Origin of the sequence: Aminobacter ciceronei (genome assembly GCF_014138625.1) — a bacterium.
Taxonomy (GTDB): Bacteria; Pseudomonadota; Alphaproteobacteria; order Rhizobiales; family Rhizobiaceae; genus Aminobacter; species Aminobacter ciceronei.
Genome location: NZ_JACJHY010000003.1, coordinates 242,564 through 263,949 on the forward strand (window position 1 = coordinate 242,564; position 21,386 = coordinate 263,949).

Sequence of the window (21,386 nt, forward strand, 5' to 3'; positions counted from 1 at the left end):
CGATGAGCAGTCTCGGAGCGTCGTTCCGGCTCGCGCGTGCGGGCTGGGTGCTTGTGCGTGAAGGCGTGGTCGCGGCGTTGCCCGGCGACCAGCTCGAGGGCCTGCCGAAGATCGGCTGGCAGGTGGCGCGCCTGCTGACCCGGCGCCGCGCCCGCAAGAGCGTGCGCAGCGATCGCCTTGCCAAGGCGGTCGCCCGCCTTGGTCCGTCCTACGTCAAGCTCGGCCAGTTCCTGGCGACCCGCCCTGACGTCGTCGGCGACGACATCGCGCTCGACCTGGCGTTGCTCCAGGACAGCATGGCGACCTTCCCGATGTCGGAAGCCGTCGAGGCGATCGAAGGTTCTCTCGGCCGCAAGGTCTCCGATCTCTATCTCAGCATCGGCGCGCCGATTGCCGCCGCGTCCATCGCCCAGGTCCACCCGGCCGAAGTTGCGACGCCGGAAGGCCCGCGCAAGGTCGCCGTCAAGGTCATCCGCCCCGGCGTGCGCCGCCGCTTCTTCCAGGATCTCGAAAGCTACTTCCTGGCAGCCCGGCTGCAGGAGCGTTTCGTTCCGTCGAGCCGCCGCCTGCGTCCGGTCGAGATCACCGAGACGATGGCCCAGACAACCAAGATCGAGATGGACTTCCGCCTTGAGGCGGCGGCCTATTCCGAACTTGGCGAAAACACCAGGGATGATCCCGGCTTCCGCGTGCCGTCTGTCGACTGGGAGCGCACCGGCCGCGACGTGCTCACCATGGAGTGGATCGACGGCGTCAAGCTCAACGACATCGAAGGGCTGCGCGCCGCAGGCTTCGATCTCCAGGCGATCGCCGCGACGCTGGTACAGTCGTTCCTGCGGCATACGCTGCGCGACGGCTTCTTCCATGCCGACATGCACCCCGGCAACATGTTCGTCGACGCCAATGGCGACATCGTTGCCGTCGATCTCGGCATCTCCGGCCGTCTCGGCAAGAAGGAGCAGCGCTTCCTTGCCGAGATCCTCTACGGCTTCATCACCCGCAACTACATGCGTGTCGCCGAAGTGCATTTCGAGGCCGGCTATGTGCCGCGCCACCACAATGTCGCGGCCTTCGCCCAGGCGATCCGCGCCATCGGCGAGCCGATCCACGGCCAGCCGGCCGAAACCATCTCGATGGCCAAGCTCTTGACCCTTTTGTTCGAGGTCACCGAGCTGTTCGATATGGAGACGCGGCCCGAACTGGTGCTGCTGCAGAAGACCATGGTCGTCGTCGAGGGTGTTGCCCGCACGTTGGACCCGGCCTTCAACATGTGGAAGACGGCCGAACCCGTGGTCGGCAACTGGATCGCTGGAAATCTCGGCCCGCGCGGCCTGATGATCGATGCCCGTGACGGTCTTGGCGCGCTTCTGTCGCTGGCCCGCCAAGCCCCCGACCTCTCCGCCCGCGCCGAAAGGCTGTCGCGCGAGATCGACGCCATGGCCGAAAACGGCCTGCGCTTCGATGCCGCGACCGCGCGCGCCATCGGCAAGGCCGAAGCGCGCCACACCCGCTCCGGTCGCATTGCGCTGTGGGTCATTGCGCTGACGCTGGTCTACATCGCCTGGCAACTGCTCTGATCGGACAATGCCGGCATTGCTGGCAGTGCCGGCATTGAATGCGCCCCCCGTCGGCGCTACTTTTGCGTCAGACGCGCATCGCCGCTTCGGGAAGGGTTCGAGCCATGCGGTCAATCTCAACTTCGGCGACTGCTGTACTCGGCTGCTCGCCAAAACCCGGAACGTGCCGCCGCTTTTCAAGGGCGATGATTTCATCCATACCGACATCGTGCCGGCGCTGAAGCCGGCTTGAGGGCCAAGCATGTTCCTTTCCGGCAAGCGCATCCTGCTTATCATCGGCGGCGGCATCGCGGCCTACAAGTCGCTCGACCTGATCCGTCGGTTGCGCGAGCGCGGCGCATCCGTCCGGGCGGTCATGACCTCTGCCGCCCAGGAGTTCATCACGCCTCTGTCGGTTGGCGCACTCACCGCCGACCACGTCTTCACCGATCTCTTCGACCGCCAGGACGAGCAGGATGTCGGCCACATCAGGCTGGCGCGCGAGGCCGACCTGATCGTCGTTGCCCCGGCCACCGCCGACCTGATGGCCAAGCTCGCCAACGGCCATGCCTCCGACCTCGCCTCTGCCGTGCTGCTTGCCGCCGACAAGAAGGTACTGTTTGCGCCGGCCATGAACCCGCGCATGTGGTCGAATCCGGCGACGCGCCGCAACCGCGCCACGCTGGAAAAGGACGGCATCCATTTCATCGGCCCGATGAAAGGCGAGATGGCCGAAAGCAACGAGGCAGGCGAGGGCCGCATGGCCGAGCCGTTGCAGATCGTCGGAGCGGTCGAGGAACTGCTCGACATCAGGCCGAAGCCGCTGTCGGGCCGCAAGATCATCATCACCTCAGGCCCGACGCACGAGCCCATCGATCCCGTGCGCTACATCGCCAACCGCTCGTCGGGCAAGCAGGGTCATGCGCTCGCCGCCTCGCTCGCCCGGCTCGGCGCCGATGTGCGCCTCGTCTCCGGCCCGGTGACCATTCCAGATCCTGCCGGTGTGAAGACGGTGCATGTCGAAAGCGCGCGCGAGATGCGCGATGCGGTCGAACAACTGCTACCGGCCGATGCTGCCATCTTTGTCGCCGCCGTCGCCGACTGGCGCACAGCCGCCTCTGCCGATGAGAAGATCAAGAAGGTGGCGGGCGAGGGGCCGCCGGCGCTGCAGATGGTCGAGAACCCCGACATTCTCGCCGGCGTCGGCCACCACGCCAAGCGTCCCTATCTGGTCATAGGTTTCGCTGCCGAGACCCAGGACGTTCTCAAAAATGCCCAGGCCAAGCTGGCCAGGAAGGGCGCCGACTTCATCGTCGCCAACGATGTCAGCCACGAAGGCGGCGTCATGGGTGGCGACCGCAACCGGGTTAAGATCGTGAGCAAGGCGGGCGTCGACGAATGGCCTGATTTGCCCAAGGAAGAGGTCGCCGAGCGGCTCGCCCAACTGATCGCCGAAAGGCTCGGGACAGTCACGGTCTGAGCCCCGGCGATCTTTTCGCTGACGGGTCTGCGCCGGCTGCAACAGAGTGTTCACCGGATGGATGCTTGGCCACCCCGCACGCGCATGCGAGGTGAGGGTCGACCACCATCCGGAGTTCTCCAAGACATGAAGCTTTTCTACATGCCCGGCGCCTGTTCGCTGGCCCCGCACATCGTCGCCAACGAAGTCGGCATCGACCTCGAACTCGTCAAGGTCGACGGCAAGACCAAGACCACTGAAACCCAGCAGGACTTCCTTGCCACCAATCCCAACGGCTATGTGCCGGCGCTGGTGCTCGGCGATGGCGAGCTGATGACCGAATCCTCCGTCCTGGTGCAGTACCTCGCTGACCAGAAGCCCGAGAGCGGCCTGATGCCCAAGGCCGGCGACATGGCGCGCTACCGTGTTCAGCAGTGGCTGGCCTTCGTCGCCACCGAACTGCACAAGGTCTTCGGCGCCTTCTTCAAGCCCAACACGCCCGAGGCCACCAAGGAGATCAACCGCGAGCTGCTCGCCAGGCGCCTGGCCTATGTCGACGGCAAGCTCGACGGCCGCGCCTATCTGATGGGCGATGCCTTCACTGCGGCTGACGCCTATCTCTGGACGATCCTCGGCTGGGCCAAGCATGTCGGCATCGATCTGTCTTCCTTTGCCAACATCCAGCGCTATCTCGGCACCGTGGCTGCCCGCCCGGCCGTGCAGAAGGCCCTGCGCGCCGAAGGCCTGGCCTGATCTCCGGCTCCAGCAACTGCCGCCGCTGTTGAACCGGCAATTGCCGACTTGATTATTGACGGCCTCGAGGCTCACGCCTTGGGGTCGTTTTCTTTATGGCATTCCTATTTCTTTGTCCGCCCCGCTCTCTCGAACCTTAATGTGGTTCGGAGCCATATTCCTTTGCGAAATCCAGACCCGGCCAACGTCGTCAGCATGCCTGACGCCGTCGTTTGGCGCGTGGGGATGGTCCTTACGCCCTCGGCTTAAGGTTTCAACGGAACAGGAGTTTTCGAAGATGGACATCTTCGTTCTCGCCATAGGCGTGGTCTTCTTCGCCTTGTGCTTCGCCTACGTCAAAGCCTGCGACATCCTCTGAAGGAACGCCAAATGTTGCTCGAATACATCCTCGGCGGCGCAGTGACCGTGTTCCTGCTTGCCTATCTGACCTACGCGCTCATCCGCCCCGAACGGTTCTGACCGCTCAGCGCTCGCACGGAAAGCTTCTCAAATGACCATCAATGGCTGGATACAGATCGCCGCATTCTGCGCGGTCATCATTCTGCTCGTGAAGCCGCTCGGCGGCTACATGACCCGCGTCTTTACTGGCGAGCGCACGTTCTTGTCGCCGCTGCTCGGCCCGGTTGAGCGCGTGCTCTACCGGCTTGCCGGCACCAGCGAGCGCGAGGACCAGCACTGGACTGGCTATGCCGCCGCCATGCTGTCTTTCAACATCGCCGGCTTCCTGCTGCTTTATGCGATGCAGAGGTTCCAGGGCGCGCTGCCCTTCAACCCGGCAGCCATGGGTGCTGTGCCGCCCGAGCTCGCCTTCAACACTGCCGTCAGCTTCATGACCAACACCAACTGGCAGAACTACGGCGGCGAAAGCACGATGTCCTATCTCGTGCAAATGGCCGGCCTGACGGTGCAGAACTTCGTCTCGGCCGCCACCGGCATCGCCATCGGTATGGCGCTGATCCGCGGTTTCGCCCGCGCCTCGGGCAAGTCGATCGGCAACTTCTGGGTCGATCTGACGCGCACCACGCTCTACGTGCTTTTGCCGCTCTGCATCGTGCTCACGCTCGCTTATGTCTGGCTCGGCGTGCCGCAGACGGTCGGTTCCTACATCGCTGCCACCACCGTCGAGGGAGCTCAGCAGACCATCGCTGTGGGACCAGTCGCCTCGCAGCTCGCCATCAAGATGCTCGGCACCAATGGCGGCGGCTTCTTCAACGCCAACTCCGCACATCCGTTCGAAAACCCTAACGCTATCTCCAACTTTATCCAGATGGTCTCGATCTTCGCGCTGGGTGCTGCACTCACCAACGTTTTCGGACGCATGGTCGGCAACCAGCGCCAGGGCTGGGCGATCTTCGCCACCATGGGCATCCTGTTTGTCGCCGGCGTCGCCATCACCTACTGGGCCGAGGCTGCCGGCAACCCGCTGGTGCACGCGCTGGGCATCGACGGCGGCAACATGGAAGGCAAGGAAGCCCGCTTCGGCATCGTCCTGTCGTCGCTCTTCGCCGTCATCACTACGGCTGCCTCCTGCGGTGCGGTCAACGCCATGCACGGCTCGTTCACAGCCCTCGGCGGCATGATCCCGCTGATCAACATGGAACTCGGCGAGGTCATCGTCGGCGGCGTCGGCGCCGGCTTCTACGGTATCCTGATGTTCGTCGTCATTGCCATCTTCGTCGCCGGCCTGATGGTCGGCCGCACGCCGGAATATCTCGGCAAGAAGATCGAGGCCAAGGAAATCAAGATGGCCGTGCTTGCCATCCTGTGCCTGCCGCTCGCCATGCTCGGCTTCACGGCCATCGCCGTGCTGTTGCCGAGTGCCGTGGCTTCAGTCGGCACGCCGGGTCCGCACGGCTTCTCCGAGATCCTCTACGCCTACACCTCGGGCGCGGCCAACAACGGCTCGGCCTTCGGCGGTCTCACCGGCAACACGCCCTGGTACAACATAACAATTGGTCTCGCCATGCTGATGGGCCGCTTCCTGGTCATCATACCGGCACTCGCCATCGCCGGTTCGCTGGTCACCAAGAAGACGGTTCCCGCTTCCGCTGGCACCTTCCCCACCGACAGCCCGCTGTTCGTCGGCCTGCTTGCCGGCGTCATTCTGATTGTCGGCGGCCTGACCTTCTTCCCGGCGCTCGCCGTCGGCCCGATCGTCGAGCACCTCGCCATGATCGTCGGCCAGACGTTCTGATGCAGCGCCGCAAAACCAAACGACTGGAGTCTCTCACATGAGTGCCCACAAATCTGCGAGCCTGCTCGACGCTCGCATCATCCTTCCCGCCATAGGCGACGCGTTCAGGAAGCTCGACCCACGCAGCCTGGCCAAGAACCCTGTCATGTTCGTCGTCGCCGTGGTCACGGCGCTGACATCAGTGCTGTTCATCAAGGACCTGGTCACGGGTGCGGGCGGGCTCGGCTTCTCGTTCCAGATCATCCTGTGGCTCTGGTTCACCGTGCTGTTCGCCAACTTCGCCGAGGCTGTCGCCGAAGGCCGCGGCAAGGCCCAGGCAGACTCGCTGCGCAAGGCGCGCACCGAAACCCAGGCCAAGCTGCTCGAGGGCGAAAGCCGCACCGCCTACAAGATGGTGCCGGGCACCAGCTTGAAGGTCGGCCAGGTCGTCCTGGTCGAGGCCGGCGACATCATCCCCTCCGATGGCGAAATCATCGAAGGTGTCGCTTCGGTCAACGAAGCCGCGATAACAGGCGAGTCCGCGCCCGTCATTCGTGAATCCGGTGGCGACCGTTCGGCCGTGACAGGCGGCACCCAGGTGCTGTCGGACTGGATCCGCGTGCGTATCACGGCGGCCGCCGGCTCGACCTTCCTCGACCGCATGATCTCGCTGGTCGAGGGCGCCGAGCGCCAGAAGACGCCGAACGAAATTGCGCTCAACATCCTGCTTGCCGGCATGACGCTGATCTTCGTGCTCGCCGTCGCCACCATCCCGAGCTTCGCTACCTATGCCGGCGGCTACATTCCGGTCATCGTGCTTGTCGCGCTGTTCGTGACGCTGATCCCGACCACCATCGGCGCGTTGCTGTCGGCCATCGGCATTGCCGGCATGGACCGTCTAGTGCGCTTCAACGTGCTCGCCATGTCGGGCCGCGCCGTCGAGGCCGCCGGCGACGTCGACACGCTTTTGCTCGACAAGACCGGCACCATCACCCTCGGCAACCGCCAGGCCACAGAGTTCCGTCCGGTCAAGGGTGTAACCGAGCAGGAGCTCGCCGACGCGGCCCAGCTTGCCTCGCTCGCCGACGAAACGCCGGAAGGCCGCTCGATCGTCGTGCTCGCCAAGGAACGCTATGGCATCCGTGCCCGCGACATGGGCTCGCTGCATGCCCATTTCGTGCCCTTCACTGCTCAGAGCCGGATGAGCGGCGTCGATTTCGACGGCTCTTCCATCCGCAAAGGCGCCGTCGACTCGGTGCTCAACCATGTCAAGTCGGGCGCCGCCTCGGCCTCGGGCGCACGGGTCGATGCCGAAGCCGTGCGTGGCATCCAGGCCATCTCCGACGAAATCGGCAAGCTCGGTGGCACCCCGCTCGCGGTTGTCCGCGATGCCCGCCTTCTCGGCGTCATCTACCTCAAGGATATCGTCAAGGGCGGCATCAAGGAACGCTTCACCGAGCTGCGCCGGATGGGCATCCGCACCGTCATGATAACAGGCGACAACCCGATGACGGCCGCCGCCATCGCTGCCGAAGCCGGCGTCGACGACTTCCTCGCCCAGGCGACACCTGAGAACAAGCTCAGCCTGATCCGCGAGGAACAGGCCAAGGGCAAGCTGGTGGCCATGTGCGGCGACGGCACCAACGACGCCCCGGCCCTCGCCCAGGCCGACGTCGGCGTGGCGATGAACACCGGCACGGTCGCCGCCCGCGAGGCCGGCAACATGGTCGACCTCGACAGCGATCCGACCAAACTCATCGAGATCGTCGAGATCGGCAAGCAGCTGCTGATGACCCGCGGCGCGCTGACGACCTTTTCCATCGCCAACGACATCGCCAAATATTTCGCCATCATCCCGGCGATGTTCCTGGCCTTCTATCCCCAGCTCGGCGCGCTCAACATCATGGGCTTGTCGACACCGCAGAGCGCCATCCTGTCGGCGATCATCTTCAACGCCCTGATCATCGTCGCGCTGATTCCGCTGTCGCTGAAGGGCGTCAAATACCGACCGATCGGCGCCGGCGCACTGCTCCGCCGCAACCTGCTCGTCTACGGCCTCGGCGGCATCATCGTGCCCTTCATCGGCATCAAGGCCATCGACATGGCAATCAACGCCATCGGCCTCGTGTAAAGGACATCCATCATGTTGAAGCAACTCAGACCTACGCTCGTCATGATCGTCGCGCTCACCGTCATCACCGGCCTTGCCTATCCGCTTGGCATGACCGGCATCGCCCAGGTGCTGTTCCCCAGACAGGCCAATGGCAGCCTGATCGAGAAGGACGGCAAGATCATCGGCTCCGAGCTGATCGGCCAGGCTTTCGCCGGCGAGCAGTACTTCCATGGTCGCCCCTCTGCCGCCGGCGACGGCTACAATGCCGCCGCTTCCTCGGGCTCCAACCTCGGCCCGACAAGCGCCAAGCTCATCGACCGCATCAAGGCCGAGGCGGAGGCGCTGAAGCAGAGCGATCCTGGCGCACCAGTGCCGGTGGAACTGGTCACCGCCTCTGGCAGCGGTCTTGATCCGCACCTGTCGCCTGAAGCCGCCTATTTCCAGGTGGCACGTGTGGCCAAGGCCCGAGGTGCCGATGAGGCGGTCATCCGCAAGCTCGTCGACGGCCATGTCGAAGCCCGAGCGCTCGGCTTCATGGGCGAACCGGTTGTGAACGTCCTCAAGCTCAATTTGGCGCTCGACGCAGCGGTTGCGCCCTGACAAGGTTGTGCCGGAGTTCCATCAGAACTCCGGCACGCCAGACTGCAAAAAGACAGATGCCAGACGATATCAGGGACAAGGAATCCAGGCCTTCGCCGGACGCGCTGCTTGAGACAGCCGAGCGTGAAGGACGCGGCCGTCTGAAGATCTTCCTCGGTGCCGCCCCCGGCGTTGGCAAGACTTACGAGATGCTGATGTCGGGCCGCGCCCGCCTTGCCGACGGCATTGACGTTGTCATCGGCGTCGTCGAGACCCACGGCCGCCGCGAAACCCAGGCACTGGTCGAAGGCTTCGAGGTCGTCCCGCGCAAGGCAGTCGACTACAAGGGGCGTACCCTCGAAGAGATGGACCTCGATGCCATCATCGCGCGCCGGCCGGCGCTCGCACTTGTCGATGAACTCGCCCACACCAATGCGCCCGGCAGCCGCCATCCCAAGCGTTATCTCGACGTCCAGGAGCTGTTGAGCCAGGGCATCGATGTCTACACCACGCTCAACATCCAGCATGTCGAGAGCCTCAACGACATCGTCGCCCAGATCACCCGCGTCACCGTGCGCGAGACGGTACCTGACTCCATCATCGATCGCGCTGACGATGTCGAGATCATCGATCTCACGCCCGACGACCTGATCAAGCGCCTGCACGAGGGCAAGGTCTATGTACCGTCCACGGCGCGCCGCGCCATCGAGAACTATTTTTCGCCCGGCAACCTGACCGCTCTGCGCGAACTGGCACTGCGCCGCACCGCCCAGCGCGTCGACGAGCAGTTGCTGACCCACATGCAGGCCAACGCCATTGAGGGGCCGTGGGCAGCCGGCGATCGCGTGCTGGTTGCCGTTGACGAGCATCCGCGCGGCGCCTCGCTGGTTCGTTATGCGCGCCGCCAGGCCGACCGCCTGCGTTGCCCATGGGCGGCACTCCATGTCGAGACGTCGCGCTCGGCCAATCTGCCCGACGCCGACAAGGACCGGCTCGCCGCGACCATGCGCCTTGCCGAGCAGCTTGGCGGCGAGGCGATCACCATTCCCGGCCAGTCGGTGGCTGCAGACATCGTCCGCCATGCCGCCACCCACAACATCACCCACATCGTCGTCGGTAAGCCGGCTAAGTCGCGCTGGCGCGAGTATTTCGAGGGCTCGGTAACCCACGACCTGATCCGCTATGCTGGCAACATAAGCGTTCACGTTACGTCTGGCGTCGAGCCGGACGCGGCACTTGCTTCGCAGAGCGTGAAGACGGCCACTCCACGGCGGCGCTTCGACCCATGGCCTTACCTCACGGCGGGACTGCACGTTGTCGGCGCGCTTGTCGTCGGCATTGCGCTGCGGCAATTCCTCGACGTTCGCAACATCGCACTGGTCTTCCTGATGGCCGTGCTGAGCTCGGCGGTCACGCTCGGCCTTTGGCCGGCATTGTTTGCCTCGGTGCTCAGCGCGTTCGCCTATAACTTCTTCTTTTTGCCGCCGCTCTACACGCTGACCATCGCCGATCCTGAAAGCGTGGTCGCGCTGGTGTTCTTCCTCATCGTCGCGGTCATCGCCTCCAACCTGACCGGCCGTGTCCAGCGCCAGGCCGCCGCCGCCCGCGAGCGCGCCCGGATGACCGAGGACCTCTATCTCTTCTCCAAGAAGCTCGCCGGCACCGGCACGCTCGACGACGTGCTCTGGGCCACCGCCTTCCAGATTGCGTCGATGCTCAAGGTCCGCGTCGTGCTGCTGCTGCCCGAGGAGGGCACCATCGCCGTCAAGGCCGGCTATCCGCCCGACGACACGCTCGTCGACGCCGACATCGCCGCTGCCAGATGGGCCTGGGAACACAACCGTGCCGCCGGCCGTGGCGCCGACACCTTGCCCGGCGCCAAGCGCCTCTATCTGCCGCTGCGCACCGGTCGCATGGCTGTCGGCGTCGTCGGTCTCGACAACGATCGCCAGGGCCCGCTTTTGACGCCCGAACAGCAGCGCCTGTTCGATGCGCTGGCCGACCAGGCGGCGGTTGCCATCGAGCGCATCCAGCTCGTCGCCGATGTTGACCGCGCCAGGCTTGCCGTCGAGGCTGACAGGCTGCGTTCGGCGCTGCTCACCTCGATCTCGCACGACCTCAAAACCCCGCTCGCCAGTATCATGGGCGCGGCCGGTGCGCTCCGCGAGTTTGGTATGTCTTTGCCCGAGGAGGGTAGGGCGGAGCTCGTCTCGACGGTGCTCGACGAATCCGAACGCCTCAACCGCTTCATCGCCAATCTGCTCGACATGACCAAGATCGAGTCGGGCGCGATGGAGCCCAATTCGGCGCTGCATTATGTCGGTGATATCGTCGGCTCCGCACTTCGCCGCGCGGCCAAGATCACCGTGCAGCACAAGACCGAACTCGACATGCCGGCCGATCTGCCGATGCTGAAGCTCGATCCGGTGCTGTTCGAGCAGGTGCTGTTCAACCTGCTCGACAATGCCGCGAAATATGCGCCCGAAGGCTCGACGATCCGCATCCGCGGCTGGGCCGACGGTGCGACGGTTGCGATCCAGCTCATGGACGAGGGGCCCGGAATTCCGCAGGCTGATCTGGAGCGCGTTTTCGATACGTTCTATCGCGTCCGCAAGGGCGACCATGTCCGCGCCGGCACCGGTCTCGGCCTGTCGATCTGTCGTGGTTTCGTCGAGGCGATGGGCGGCACAATCATAGCCTCCAACCGCGCCGACCGGCCGGGCGCGGTCTTCACCATCACCATGCCGGTGCCGGCCGAGCGACCAAATATCACCGGGCCTGCCCTGGGCGGATCAAATCTGGACGGAATTGCATGACCAACGCGTCGGTGAAGATCCTGATCGTCGATGACGAGCCGCCGATCCGCAAGCTGCTGCGGGTCGGGCTTTCGACGCAGGGCTATGCCATTTCCGAAGCACCGGCCGCCAAGCCGGCGATGCTCATGGTCAGGGCCGAGAAGCCGGATCTCATCCTGCTCGATCTCGGCCTGCCCGACATGGGCGGGCACGATCTGCTCGCTGCCTGGCGGCGCGAGGGCCTTCACGTGCCTGTGATCATCCTGTCCAGCCGCACCGACGAGGCCGGTATCGTCAAGGCGCTCGAACTGGGGGCCGACGACTACGTGACCAAGCCATTCGGCATGAACGAACTTGCCGCCCGCATCCGCAACGCCCTTCGCCATAGGCTGCAGCAGCAGGGTGAAAAGCCGGTGTTCCAGACAGGCGAGCTGTCGGTCGACCTGGTCAAGCGCATCGTCAGGCTTGGCAGCCAGGAGGTGAAGCTGTCGCCCAAGGAATACGACATCCTGCGCGTTCTGGTGCAGCACGCCGGAAAGGTGCTCACCCACCGTTTCTTGCTCGAGCATATCTGGGGCGGCTCGGCCGACGTGCAATATCTCCGCGTCTATGTCCGCCAGCTCCGCCAGAAGATCGAAAAGACCCCCGACGAGCCGCAATACATCACCACAGAAACCGGCGTCGGCTACAGACTGCGCGAACCTGATTGACCGCAGACGTTGGGCTTCGCCTCGAGGGTTGCTTGAACGCGCCCGCGTCTTGAAGCAAGGGCAGGACCTAAGCCGCCCTTGCCACGCCTCTGCGGCCGCCCAGCAGGCGGTCGATGCTGACGAGCGTGACGGCGATGATCAGGAAGGCCGCGGTCAGCAATACGATGCTGGCCGTAAGCTGCGTGAGGTTCAGCGCTTCCGGGTTGAGGAACCAATAGGCGTACCAGCCATCGGCGGCACCCCTGGCAAAGGCATAGCCGCAATAGGCCAGCGGCGGCACCACCGCCCATAGCGCATCCCGCCATTTGAGCCCGCCATGATCCCAGACGAGCCAGGTCAGGAAAAACAGTACCGGTGTTACGTCATGCAGCGCATGGTCGGCAACGGCCTGCCAGCCGGTCGGCTGCCAGATCGCCCTGAGCAACACCGAATAGACAAGCCCGCCGAACAGATCGCCGCCGCCGTCACCAGCCGTGAGCGCGCCCCGGCGAACCGCCCGCCCGGATCAAGCACCAGCGCCGTCGCCACCACCGCCGCCATCAAGTTCATGATGATCGTGAAGAAGCCGAAGAACCGCCAAACCGCAGCAAGGATCGACCCGCCGTCATTGACGGCCTGGGTAATCAGCAGCGTGAGCTGCAGGGCGAGGGCGGCCCAGGCAGCGATAGCCGTGACGAAGGCGAGGCCGCGGCGGAGGGGCAATGGAGCTTTCCTGCAAGGCTGATTTCTTCCGCCAAGCTACATCAACGCGCCATCAGCGCAATGTACCGGCAACGGTTCCGGCCATCGCAGCATCTCCCTGCCAACGAAAATCGCCCCCTCCGCTGAATGAAGGGGGCGAAACATCAAACTCAGAAAACGCCGCGATCAGACGTCCAGATTGGCCACGCTGAGAGCGTTCTCCTGAATGAAGTCGCGGCGCGGCTCGACTTCGTCGCCCATCAGGCGGGCAAACAGCGCGTCGGCATCGGTGGCGTCATTGACCTTGACCTGCAGCAGCGAGCGCACGTTCGGGTCGAGCGTCGTCTCCCACAGCTGCTCGGCGTTCATTTCGCCCAGGCCCTTGTAGCGCTGCATGGTCAGGCCCTTGCGGCCCGAGGCGAAGACGGCGGTCAGCAGCGCCAGCGGCCCTGCCAGGGTCTCCGAATTGTCCTTGCGGCGCAGCACCGGCGGCTGCGAATAAAGCTCGGTAAGGCGTGCAGCATAACGGTCAAGCGCGCGCGCGTCGGCCGAGTTGATCAGCGCCATGTCGAGGTGGATGCTTTCCTTGACGCTGCGCAGCGTGCGTTCGAAGACATAGCCGCCCGAACCGTCATTGCTGGTCGCGATCTCGCCCGTCCAGCCGCGCTCGATGTCTTCCGAGATCAGGTCGAGGCGCTGGGCGATTGTTTCGGCCATTGCCTTGGCGCGGCCGAGATCGTTGAAGATGTCGGGGTTGAGCGCGCCGGCGATCGCCGCCTGCTCGACCACCGGCCTGGAATAACGCGTATGCAGGCCGTCGATCAGCGTGCGCACGCCAAGCGCGTCGGCCACGGCCGTACGCAGATCCTGACCGGTCCGCACCTCGCCCGATGCAAGCGTCAGCGACGCCTCGTCGAGACCGACATCGACAAGGTAATCCTCAAAGGCGCTTTCGTCCTTCAGATACTGCGAGCTCTTGCCGCGCGTCACCTTGTAGAGCGGCGGCTGGGCGATATAGAGGTGGCCGCGCTCGATCAGCTCCGGCATCTGGCGGAAGAAGAACGTCAGCAAAAGCGTACGGATATGGGCGCCGTCGACGTCGGCGTCGGTCATGATGATGATCTTGTGGTAGCGCAGCTTGTCGGCGTTGAACTCGTCCTTGCCAATCGAGGTGCCGAGCGCGGTGATCAGCGTGCCGATCATGTCAGACGACAGCATGCGGTCGAAGCGCGCACGCTCGACGTTGAGGATCTTGCCGCGCAAGGGCAGGATCGCCTGGTTCTGGCGCGAGCGCCCGCTCTTGGCGGAGCCGCCTGCCGAGTCACCCTCGACGATGAAGATTTCGGACTTGGCCGGATCGCGCTCCTGGCAGTCGGCCAGCTTGCCGGGCAGCGAGGTGATGTCGAGCACGCCCTTGCGGCGGGTCAGCTCCCGCGCCTTGCGCGCTGCTTCGCGCGCGGCAGCGGCCTCAACCACCTTGGCGATCAGCGTCTTGGCTTCGGTCGGGTGCTCCTCGAGCCAGGTGCCGAGTGCTTCGTTGACCAGGCTCTCCACCACCGGACGAACCTCGGAGGACACCAGCTTGTCCTTGGTCTGCGACGAAAACTTCGGATCGGGAACCTTGACCGAAAGCACCGCCGTCAGGCCCTCGCGGGTGTCGTCTGCGGTGATCGAGACCTTTTCCTTCTTCGAAATGCCCGAGGTTTCGGCATAGCCGGTCACCTGGCGCGTCAGGGCACCGCGGAAGCCGGCAAGGTGTGTGCCGCCGTCGCGCTGCGGGATGTTGTTGGTGAAGGCCAGCACGTTCTCGTGGTAGCTGTCGTTCCACCACATCGCCACTTCGACCGTGATGCCGTCGCGCTCGGCACGGATGGCGATCGGTGCCGCGATCAGCGGCTTCTTGGCGCGGTCGAGATACTTCACGAATTCGATCAGGCCGCCGTCATAGAGCAGCTCCTGCACCTTCACGTCGGCATGGCGCTTGTCGGACAAGACGATGCGCACGCCCGAATTCAGGAAGGCCAGTTCGCGCAGGCGATGCTCCAGCGTGCTGTAGTCGAAATCCACCATGGTGAAGGTGTCGGACGAGGGCAGGAAAGTCACTTCCGTGCCGGTCTCGTCGCCGGCCTGTCCCACCACCTTCAGCGGCGCCACGGCATTGCCGTGGCTGAAGGTCATCTCGTGGATTTCGCCCTTGCGGCGGATTCTGAGCTTCAGCCACACCGACAATGCGTTGACGACGGACACGCCGACGCCGTGCAGGCCGCCCGACACCTTGTAGGAGTTCTGGTCGAACTTACCGCCAGCATGCAGCTGCGTCATGATCACCTCGGCGGCGGAAACGCCTTCCGAAGGGTGGATATCGGTCGGAATGCCGCGGCCGTTGTCGGTCACGGTCACCGATCCATCGGGATTGAGTGACACCGTCACCAGCGTGGCATGGCCAGCCAGCGCCTCGTCGATCGCGTTGTCGACGACCTCATAGACCATGTGGTGGAGGCCCGAGCCGTCGTCAGTGTCGCCGATATACATGCCTGGGCGCTTGCGGACGGCATCCAACCCCTTCAAAACCTTGATGGAATCTGCGCCGTACTCGGCTTCTGCGCCGGGAAGGTTCTCGGACTGGTCGCTCATGAAAAACTTTCGTCTGACTGCCGCAGGAGGACGCGGCAAAATCGGCCCCGAATCGCACGCCCGTTGGTGCCCCAGATATAGGCGTTAAGTGTGGTTTTTCCAAGTTTTACCGGGCTTTTGCGAGGGGATAACGCCATGCCGCGTGGCCTTGCGGCGCCTCGTCCTCCGGCTTGATGGTTCGGCCCATCTGCGCTGCCTGCAGCGCGTCCCGAAAACGAGTACAGGCCGTAGTTTACGTGAGCCAAATGCCGACACACTGCTACCGGAAGCCGATCGACGGCGGCATGTTGGCGATGCAGCCGTGGAAGCCGCCGATCGTTGGCAAACTGGCGAAACTATGTGATTTCTCGTCCGTTCATGTAGGCGGAGTTTGGAACAAACGCCGCGCTGGTGCATTCAGGCTCATCAATAATGTTGTCCCACTTCCGTCTGACACGGTAGGGCCCATTTTTTGCCGGCCTACACTTTTCACAACAGATTTCAGCCGAGAAAATTCTCATCCATGCCGACCACAAGACCATTGAAGGCCGACGACAAGGTTTCCAATCCGATCGTTTCAGGTGAGCTGGCCGGGCTCATCGAGGCCTTGGACTGGACGTCTACGCCGATCGGCCCGATCGGTTCCTGGCCGGCAGTCGTGCGCATGACGATCCGCATCATGCTGGCATCGGCAATGCCGATGTGCCTGCTCATCGGCCGCAAGGGCGTGATGATCTACAACGACGCCTATCGCGACATCGCGGGCGCGAGGCATCCGGCCTGCCTCGGCACTTCAGTCTTTGACAGCTGGCCCGAGGTCGCGCAGTTCAACCGTACCGTCATCGACCGCATCTTCGAGGGTGAAACGCTGACCTACGAGGATCAGGAACTTGTGCTGTGGCGCAATGGTGCCGCCGAACGCGTCTGGCTCGAGCTCGACTACAGTCCTTTGCTCGACGACGACGGCGAGGCGGTTGGTGCATTTGCGATCCTGGCTGAAACCACCAAGCGCGTACGTGCCGAAAAGGCACTCGCCCGCAGCGAGGAGCGCCTGTCGCTGGCGCTCGAGGCGTCGGGCATCGTCGGTGCCTGGGAACTCGATCTGACCAGCCGGATCGTCACAGCCGACGCGCGTTTCGCCGAGATGTTCGGCGTCGGCCTCGCCGAAGCCGAACAGGGCATTTCGGCTGAAGGCTTCTTCAGGCGCATCCATCCCGCCGACCGGGACTTCGTCGCGCGCAAAACCGATGAGGCAATCGCCAATCGCGGCGGATTTCGGGCCGAGTATCGCCTCGTCGACGACGATGGCGGTATCCGTTGGGTGCTTGCCACCGGCAAGTTTTTCGAAACCGTCGGCGGCAATCCGCGTCTGCCGGGCGTCGTCATCGACATCACCGAGCGCAAGGCGGTCGAGGCGGCGCTGGCGGCAAGCGAAGCCGGCTTCCGCACGCTTGCCGACACCATGCCGCAGATGGTTTGGTCGACCAGGCCCGACGGTTTCCATGATTATTACAATGCGCGCTGGTACGAATTCACCGGCATGCCGCTCGGTTCGACGGATGGCGAGGCATGGGCAGGTATGTTCCATCCCGACGACCAGGACCGCGCCTGGGAGTTGTGGCGCCATTCGCTCGCCACCGGCGAGCCCTACCAGATCGAGTACCGGCTGCGTCATGCCAATGGCGAATACCGCTGGACACTGGGTCGGGCGCTGGCCATCCGCAACGAGGCCGGCGAGATCATCCGCTGGTTTGGCACCTGTACCGACATCCATGAAACCAAGCAGGTTGCCGAGGAGCGCGAGATCATCGCGCACGAACTCAGCCACCGCATCAAGAACATCTTTTCGGTTCTCAACGGCATCATCAGCCTGTCGGCGCGGTCCCATCCTGACATCAAGCCCTTGGCCGACCAACTCAGGCAGCGCATCAGCGCGATGGGCAAGGCGCATGATTTTGTCCGGCCGCACAGCCGGGCATCGCGGCCGCAGAACAACCAGTCTTCGCTGCGCGCCCTGGTCGAGCTTCTGCTCGCTCCGCATGTCGGCGACGATTCCGGCCGCTTTACCTTCCACGGTGACGACGCCACCATCGACGACGGCGCGGCCACTCCGCTTGCGTTGCTGTTTCATGAGCTTGCCACCAATGCGGCGAAATATGGCGCCTTGGCGGAGGCCGATGGCCGCGTGGTCATCGACGCTGTTCTGAGCGGCGACAAGTATCGCATGGTCTGGAAGGAAACGGGTGGCGCGCCAGTTTCGGGTCCGCCCGCCGACGAAGGTTTCGGTAGCCGCCTGATCACACTCAGCGTCCAGGGCCAGCTTGGCGGCACGCTGCAGCGGCGCTGGAAGGCGGATGGGCTCGAAGTGGAACTGACGATGCCGGCAGCACAGCTCAGCCGTTCGGCAACGTTGCGGCGCTAGAGCGACGACAAAGGGCGCAACGGCTTCGGCCGGAGCGCCCCTGATGATGTTGAGACGTCGCGTTTTCGTCAGGCGGTTACGCCAAGTCCGTCCTCGCGGTCATTGCAATTATCCGCTCCAAACAGCTTCAGCCGCGTTGGCGGTTCGGCGGCAAGGCGGTGTCGGCGCGCCACTGCATATCGTACCGCTTCAGACAATTCTTCGTCCATCACCGGCTTGGGAAGTACGCCGATCGTGCCGGGAACGCCGTCGCCCAGTTGCGAAGGGTTGGCGGTGATGAACAGCACCGTCACGCCGAACTGTTCGGCAAGAATCTTGCCCAGTGAAGGGCCGGTAGGACCATCCCGCAAATTGAGGTCAACAAGCGCTATTTCGGCATGCCGCGCCAAGTCGAGGGCACTCGCCGAGTCCATGGCGATGCCGATCGGGTGGTGTCCTAGCTCTTCGAGCATGCTCTCAATTTCGGTGGCAACGAAGATCTCGTCTTCAACCACCATCACCTTGCAGTTCATCATGTCACTCTACACGCGTATTCCCTGTTGATTGGTTGCATGGGCCAAACGTCACCGTCAGCGATAGGTTGCATGCCAGGGGGGTGAATTTCCGCAAAGACAATGTTCGTCGCCTCAATTGTGGTCCTGAGGCAACGACGTGGTCAACCGACACGGAGCGGCTTCAGCGCTTCGCTCCAGCGGAACAGTTCGTTGAGCATCGTCTTGGCGCTGTCGTCGATCAGCGCGTTCGACTTGAACTCGCCATCCTCGGCGAGGTGCTGGGTGAAAGCGGGGATGGCGATCGCCTCGGGGATCGGCATGATCTTCAGCGTCGTCAAAAGCATCTTTTCCGACTGCACGGCGCGCAGGCCGGCAGAGACGCCGCCATAGCTCAGGAAACCGGCCGGCTTGTAGTTCCACTCGCGCGCCAGATAGTTGACGGCGTTCACCAGCGCAGGCGCGGCGAAGAAATTGTACTCCGGCGTCACGAACACGAAGGCGTCGCCGGCCTTGATCGCCTCGGACCACTTCTTCGTATGCTCGTTCTCGTACTGACCGAGCCTTGGGTGTCTGGGCTCGTCGAAGATCGGCAGGCCGAAGGCCTCGATGTCGGTGATGACGGGTTCGAATTTGCCATGCTCGCGCGCATAGGCATCGAGCCAGCGGGCGAAAACGGGTCCGACGCGGCCGGGGCGGGTGCTGGCCACGACGATATTGAGCTGGTGTTTCAAGATTTCAGTCCTTGGCAGGTAAGGGGCGGTATCAAAAGGTGACTGGCGGGAAATAGTCGCTTGGACCCCGCCATGGCAAGAAGGCACCTCGAGGTAACCCGGTCACATCTCGGTCATCGTCCCGTTCCGCCGCATGGACGTGCCCACTCTCCATGCCTACATTCCACGGATGAGGCACATTTGATGGACACAAGACCCGAACCCTTCGTCCCGCCCGCGCCGACGCCGCGCAACACGCCGCCGTCGACGCTGGAGATGATGCGCATCGTCTATCGCAATCCGCTCGAGCTGTGGGGCGAGCCGTCCTACAACGAGCCCTGGATCTCGGTGAACGGCGTCGGCGGTCCGCTGGTCATCGCCAACGATCCCGGGCTCATCCGTCACGTGCTGGTCGACAACGCCAGAAACTACAAGATGGCGACCGTGCGCCAGATGATCCTGCGACCGATCCTGCGCGATGGTCTGCTTACCGCCGAGGGCGACGTCTGGAAGCGTTCCCGCAAGGCTATGGCCCCGGTCTTTACCCCGCGCCACATTTTTGGTTTCGCCCAGCCGATGCTCGCCCGCACCCTCGACTTCGTCAAACGTTACGAGGACGCCTCAGGCACCGTCGATGTTGCCCACGACATGACCATGCTGACCTACGAGATTCTGGCCGAGACGCTGTTTTCGGGCGAGATCGCGGGCGAGGCCGGCAGCTTCGCCCACGAGATCGACCGGCTGTTCGAGACCATGGGTCGCGTCGACCCGCTCGACCTGTTGCGCGCGCCCGAATGGCTGCCGCGCCTCACCCGCATCCGCGGGCGCAAGACCATGGCCTATTTCCGCAAGATCGTCACCGACACGGTGGCGATGCGCAGCGACAAGCTGGTGCGTGACGCAGCCGGCGCGCCCGAGGATTTCCTGACCCTGCTCTTGCGTGCCGAAGGCCCCGATGGCCTGTCGCGCCAGGAGATCGAAGACAACATCATCACCTTCATCGGTGCCGGCCACGAGACCACGGCCCGCGCGCTCGGTTGGACCATCTACTGCCTCGCCGAGGCGACCTGGGAGCGCGACCGCATCGAGCAGGAAATCGACGCAGTGCTGGCGCGCGAGCCCGATCCTGTGAGATGGCTCGACGCCATGCCGCTCACCCGCGCCGCTTTCGAAGAGGCCTTGCGCCTCTACCCGCCGGCGCCGTCGATCAACCGCGAGCCGATCGCCGAGGACGAATACAAGGGCTTCAAGATCCCGCGCAAGGCGCAAGTGCTGGTCATGCCCTGGACGGTCCACCGCCACCGCAAGCTCTGGGACAAGCCGGACGCGTTTCTGCCTGAGCGTTTCCATCCCGAAAACCGCGACAGGATCGACCGCTACCAGTATTTGCCCTTCGGCGCCGGTCCGCGTGTCTGCATCGGTATGAGTTTCGCCATGCAGGAAGCCATCATCGCGCTCGCCATCCTGCTCTCCCGCTTCCGCTTCGACACAACTGACGAAACCAGGCCCTGGCCGGTGCAGAAGCTGACCACCCAGCCGCAAGGCGGCCTGCCGATGCGGGTGACGCGGCGGTGACAGCATCTTTCTCCCCGTTTGAGGAGGGGCGGCGCGACGCTCGGCAGAGCCATGTCAGTGTCGCTCGACGCCGCCTTCCCACAAAGAGAGGACGGGGAATCCGGGAGCACCACATGGAGGCTGACATGAACGACAGCGCCGTCCTCGTCCGCATATCAGGCCGCGTCCAGGGCGTCAGTTTCCGCATCTGGACGCAGCGCGAGGCCCGTCGCCTCGGCCTGAACGGCTGGGTCCGCAATGAGCGAGACGGCTCCGTCAGCGCCTTGATCTCGGGTCCTGAAGAGGCAGTAACCTCGATGCTGGATGCGTTTTGGCAAGGGCCGCCCGGCTGTGAAGTCCGCAGCGTGGTTCAGGAAACGGCCAGTCCTGCCGACGCTTCCGCCGGCTTCAACATCACCGCTTGACCAACGCAACCGCGCCGACTGGCGCTTCCTCTCCCCCTGTCGAGGGGGAAAGTGGTACGCACAGCGGGTGGTGCTTAGGGGCGGCTGTTCAGCGTACTGCTCGCCAACATCACGCCTTCACGAAAGGCTCGACAGTGCCCTTGAGCTTGATGGTGATCGGCTCGCCGAAGCGGTCCTTGGACTTGCCGGCCGGCACACGGATCCAGCCTTCGCTGACGCAATACTCGCTGACGTCCTGGCGCTCTTTGCCGTTGAACATGATGCCGACGCCAGCCTCCAGCGCCTCTGCGTTGAAAAAGGGACTGCGCGGGTCGTTGCTCAGGCGGTCGGGCAGGGACATTGCCATCTC

At 64.1% G+C, this 21,386-nt stretch carries 19 protein-coding genes; 13 read left to right on the top strand and 6 right to left on the bottom strand.

Translation table 11 applies throughout. The features are described 5' to 3' along the window. Positions 1 to 2 precede the first annotated feature (2 nt). The 10 genes from ubiB (at position 3) to HNQ95_RS05135 (ending at position 12,138) form a co-directional block, all read left to right on the top strand. On the top strand, positions 3 to 1,577 hold the full coding sequence (gene ubiB, locus HNQ95_RS05090) for a 2-polyprenylphenol 6-hydroxylase (RefSeq protein WP_182573553.1): 1,575 nt from the start codon (positions 3 to 5) through the stop codon (positions 1,575 to 1,577). A 16-nt stretch (positions 1,578 to 1,593) separates the two neighbouring features. After that, positions 1,594 to 1,809: a type II toxin-antitoxin system VapC family toxin gene (locus HNQ95_RS05095; RefSeq protein ID WP_210289147.1), complete on the top strand. Its 216-nt coding sequence runs from the start codon at positions 1,594 to 1,596 to the stop codon at positions 1,807 to 1,809. Between the two features lie 9 nt (positions 1,810 to 1,818). Continuing rightward, entirely contained in the window at positions 1,819 to 3,036 is a 1,218-nt protein-coding gene (gene coaBC / locus HNQ95_RS05100) for a bifunctional phosphopantothenoylcysteine decarboxylase/phosphopantothenate--cysteine ligase CoaBC (RefSeq protein ID WP_182573552.1), read from the top strand. Between the two features lie 126 nt (positions 3,037 to 3,162). Further along, complete coding sequence (gene gstA, locus HNQ95_RS05105) at positions 3,163 to 3,768, top strand: glutathione transferase GstA (RefSeq protein WP_182573551.1); 606 nt, start codon at positions 3,163 to 3,165, stop codon at positions 3,766 to 3,768. A 369-nt stretch (positions 3,769 to 4,137) separates the two neighbouring features. Beyond that, complete coding sequence (kdpF, locus tag HNQ95_RS05110; RefSeq protein WP_067954606.1) at positions 4,138 to 4,227, top strand: K(+)-transporting ATPase subunit F; 90 nt, start codon at positions 4,138 to 4,140, stop codon at positions 4,225 to 4,227. Between the two features lie 31 nt (positions 4,228 to 4,258). After that, positions 4,259 to 5,962 (top strand): potassium-transporting ATPase subunit KdpA, encoded by a 1,704-nt coding sequence (kdpA, locus tag HNQ95_RS05115; RefSeq protein ID WP_154384688.1) that lies wholly within the window; start codon positions 4,259 to 4,261, stop codon positions 5,960 to 5,962. Positions 5,963 to 5,999: 37 nt separating this feature from the next. Beyond that, positions 6,000 to 8,072, top strand: a complete 2,073-nt coding sequence (gene kdpB / locus HNQ95_RS05120) for a potassium-transporting ATPase subunit KdpB (RefSeq protein WP_067954602.1) — start codon at positions 6,000 to 6,002, stop codon at positions 8,070 to 8,072. 12 nt (positions 8,073 to 8,084) lie between these two features. Then, complete coding sequence (gene kdpC / locus HNQ95_RS05125) at positions 8,085 to 8,654, top strand: potassium-transporting ATPase subunit KdpC (RefSeq protein ID WP_182573550.1); 570 nt, start codon at positions 8,085 to 8,087, stop codon at positions 8,652 to 8,654. Between the two features lie 56 nt (positions 8,655 to 8,710). Next, entirely contained in the window at positions 8,711 to 11,449 is a 2,739-nt protein-coding gene (locus tag HNQ95_RS05130) for a DUF4118 domain-containing protein (RefSeq protein ID WP_182573549.1), read from the top strand. After that, a complete protein-coding gene (locus tag HNQ95_RS05135) occupies positions 11,446 to 12,138 on the top strand; it encodes a response regulator transcription factor (RefSeq protein WP_067954596.1) in 693 nt (230 codons plus the stop codon). The genes HNQ95_RS05130 and HNQ95_RS05135 overlap by 4 nt, the downstream gene beginning before the upstream one ends. A gap of 67 nt (positions 12,139 to 12,205) precedes the next feature. Here HNQ95_RS05135 and HNQ95_RS05140 read toward each other — a convergent pair whose 3' ends face one another. From HNQ95_RS05140 to gyrB, 3 genes are all read right to left on the bottom strand, one after another. After that, positions 12,206 to 12,562 (bottom strand): Pr6Pr family membrane protein, encoded by a 357-nt coding sequence (locus tag HNQ95_RS05140; protein ID WP_210289148.1) that lies wholly within the window; start codon positions 12,560 to 12,562, stop codon positions 12,206 to 12,208. Then, complete coding sequence (locus tag HNQ95_RS05145) at positions 12,496 to 12,840, bottom strand: hypothetical protein (RefSeq protein WP_182573547.1); 345 nt, start codon at positions 12,838 to 12,840, stop codon at positions 12,496 to 12,498. The genes HNQ95_RS05140 and HNQ95_RS05145 overlap by 67 nt, the downstream gene beginning before the upstream one ends. A 165-nt stretch (positions 12,841 to 13,005) precedes the next feature. Next, positions 13,006 to 15,453: a DNA topoisomerase (ATP-hydrolyzing) subunit B gene (gyrB, locus tag HNQ95_RS05150; protein ID WP_182573546.1), complete on the bottom strand. Its 2,448-nt coding sequence runs from the start codon at positions 15,451 to 15,453 to the stop codon at positions 13,006 to 13,008. Between the two features lie 502 nt (positions 15,454 to 15,955). Between gyrB and HNQ95_RS05155 the strand changes: the two genes are divergently transcribed. Then, positions 15,956 to 17,854: a PAS domain-containing HWE histidine kinase family protein gene (locus HNQ95_RS05155; protein WP_182573545.1), complete on the top strand. Its 1,899-nt coding sequence runs from the start codon at positions 15,956 to 15,958 to the stop codon at positions 17,852 to 17,854. A 68-nt stretch (positions 17,855 to 17,922) separates the two neighbouring features. Here the strand turns inward: HNQ95_RS05155 and HNQ95_RS05160 are convergent, their stop codons facing one another. Further along, on the bottom strand, positions 17,923 to 18,369 hold the full coding sequence (locus HNQ95_RS05160) for a response regulator (RefSeq protein ID WP_067954587.1): 447 nt from the start codon (positions 18,367 to 18,369) through the stop codon (positions 17,923 to 17,925). Between the two features lie 140 nt (positions 18,370 to 18,509). Next, positions 18,510 to 19,079 (bottom strand): NADPH-dependent FMN reductase, encoded by a 570-nt coding sequence (locus HNQ95_RS05165; protein ID WP_067954586.1) that lies wholly within the window; start codon positions 19,077 to 19,079, stop codon positions 18,510 to 18,512. Positions 19,080 to 19,262: 183 nt separating this feature from the next. Here HNQ95_RS05165 and HNQ95_RS05170 point away from each other — a divergent pair, with 183 nt between their 5' ends. Both HNQ95_RS05170 and HNQ95_RS05175 read left to right on the top strand, forming a co-directional pair. Beyond that, the gene (locus HNQ95_RS05170; RefSeq protein WP_182573544.1) at positions 19,263 to 20,633 is read left to right on the top strand and encodes a cytochrome P450; all 1,371 of its coding nucleotides are present in this window, start codon (positions 19,263 to 19,265) and stop codon (positions 20,631 to 20,633) included. A gap of 125 nt (positions 20,634 to 20,758) precedes the next feature. Then, complete coding sequence (locus tag HNQ95_RS05175; RefSeq protein WP_246340567.1) at positions 20,759 to 21,037, top strand: acylphosphatase; 279 nt, start codon at positions 20,759 to 20,761, stop codon at positions 21,035 to 21,037. A gap of 109 nt (positions 21,038 to 21,146) precedes the next feature. On the opposite strand, the gene HNQ95_RS05180 is transcribed toward HNQ95_RS05175, so the two are convergent. Next, positions 21,147 to 21,377, bottom strand: a complete 231-nt coding sequence (locus HNQ95_RS05180) for a DUF3297 family protein (RefSeq protein WP_067954580.1) — start codon at positions 21,375 to 21,377, stop codon at positions 21,147 to 21,149. Positions 21,378 to 21,386: the final 9 nt, after the last annotated feature.

Bases quoted from the DNA above. Each gene is read 5' to 3' on its own strand.
- ubiB (WP_182573553.1), top strand. From the start codon at position 3: ATGAGCAGTCTCGGAGCGTCGTTCCGGCTCGCGCGTGCGGGCTGGGTG.
- coaBC (WP_182573552.1), top strand. From the start codon at position 1,819: ATGTTCCTTTCCGGCAAGCGCATCCTGCTTATCATCGGCGGCGGCATC.
- gstA (WP_182573551.1), top strand. From the start codon at position 3,163: ATGAAGCTTTTCTACATGCCCGGCGCCTGTTCGCTGGCCCCGCACATC.
- kdpF (WP_067954606.1), top strand. From the start codon at position 4,138: ATGTTGCTCGAATACATCCTCGGCGGCGCAGTGACCGTGTTCCTGCTT.
- kdpA (WP_154384688.1), top strand. From the start codon at position 4,259: ATGACCATCAATGGCTGGATACAGATCGCCGCATTCTGCGCGGTCATC.
- kdpB (WP_067954602.1), top strand. From the start codon at position 6,000: ATGAGTGCCCACAAATCTGCGAGCCTGCTCGACGCTCGCATCATCCTT.
- kdpC (WP_182573550.1), top strand. From the start codon at position 8,085: ATGTTGAAGCAACTCAGACCTACGCTCGTCATGATCGTCGCGCTCACC.
- HNQ95_RS05130 (WP_182573549.1), top strand. From the start codon at position 8,711: ATGCCAGACGATATCAGGGACAAGGAATCCAGGCCTTCGCCGGACGCG.
- HNQ95_RS05135 (WP_067954596.1), top strand. From the start codon at position 11,446: ATGACCAACGCGTCGGTGAAGATCCTGATCGTCGATGACGAGCCGCCG.
- gyrB (WP_182573546.1), bottom strand. From the start codon at position 15,453: ATGAGCGACCAGTCCGAGAACCTTCCCGGCGCAGAAGCCGAGTACGGC.
- HNQ95_RS05155 (WP_182573545.1), top strand. From the start codon at position 15,956: ATGCCGACCACAAGACCATTGAAGGCCGACGACAAGGTTTCCAATCCG.
- HNQ95_RS05160 (WP_067954587.1), bottom strand. From the start codon at position 18,369: ATGATGAACTGCAAGGTGATGGTGGTTGAAGACGAGATCTTCGTTGCC.
- HNQ95_RS05170 (WP_182573544.1), top strand. From the start codon at position 19,263: ATGGACACAAGACCCGAACCCTTCGTCCCGCCCGCGCCGACGCCGCGC.
- HNQ95_RS05175 (WP_246340567.1), top strand. From the start codon at position 20,759: ATGAACGACAGCGCCGTCCTCGTCCGCATATCAGGCCGCGTCCAGGGC.
- HNQ95_RS05180 (WP_067954580.1), bottom strand. From the start codon at position 21,377: ATGTCCCTGCCCGACCGCCTGAGCAACGACCCGCGCAGTCCCTTTTTC.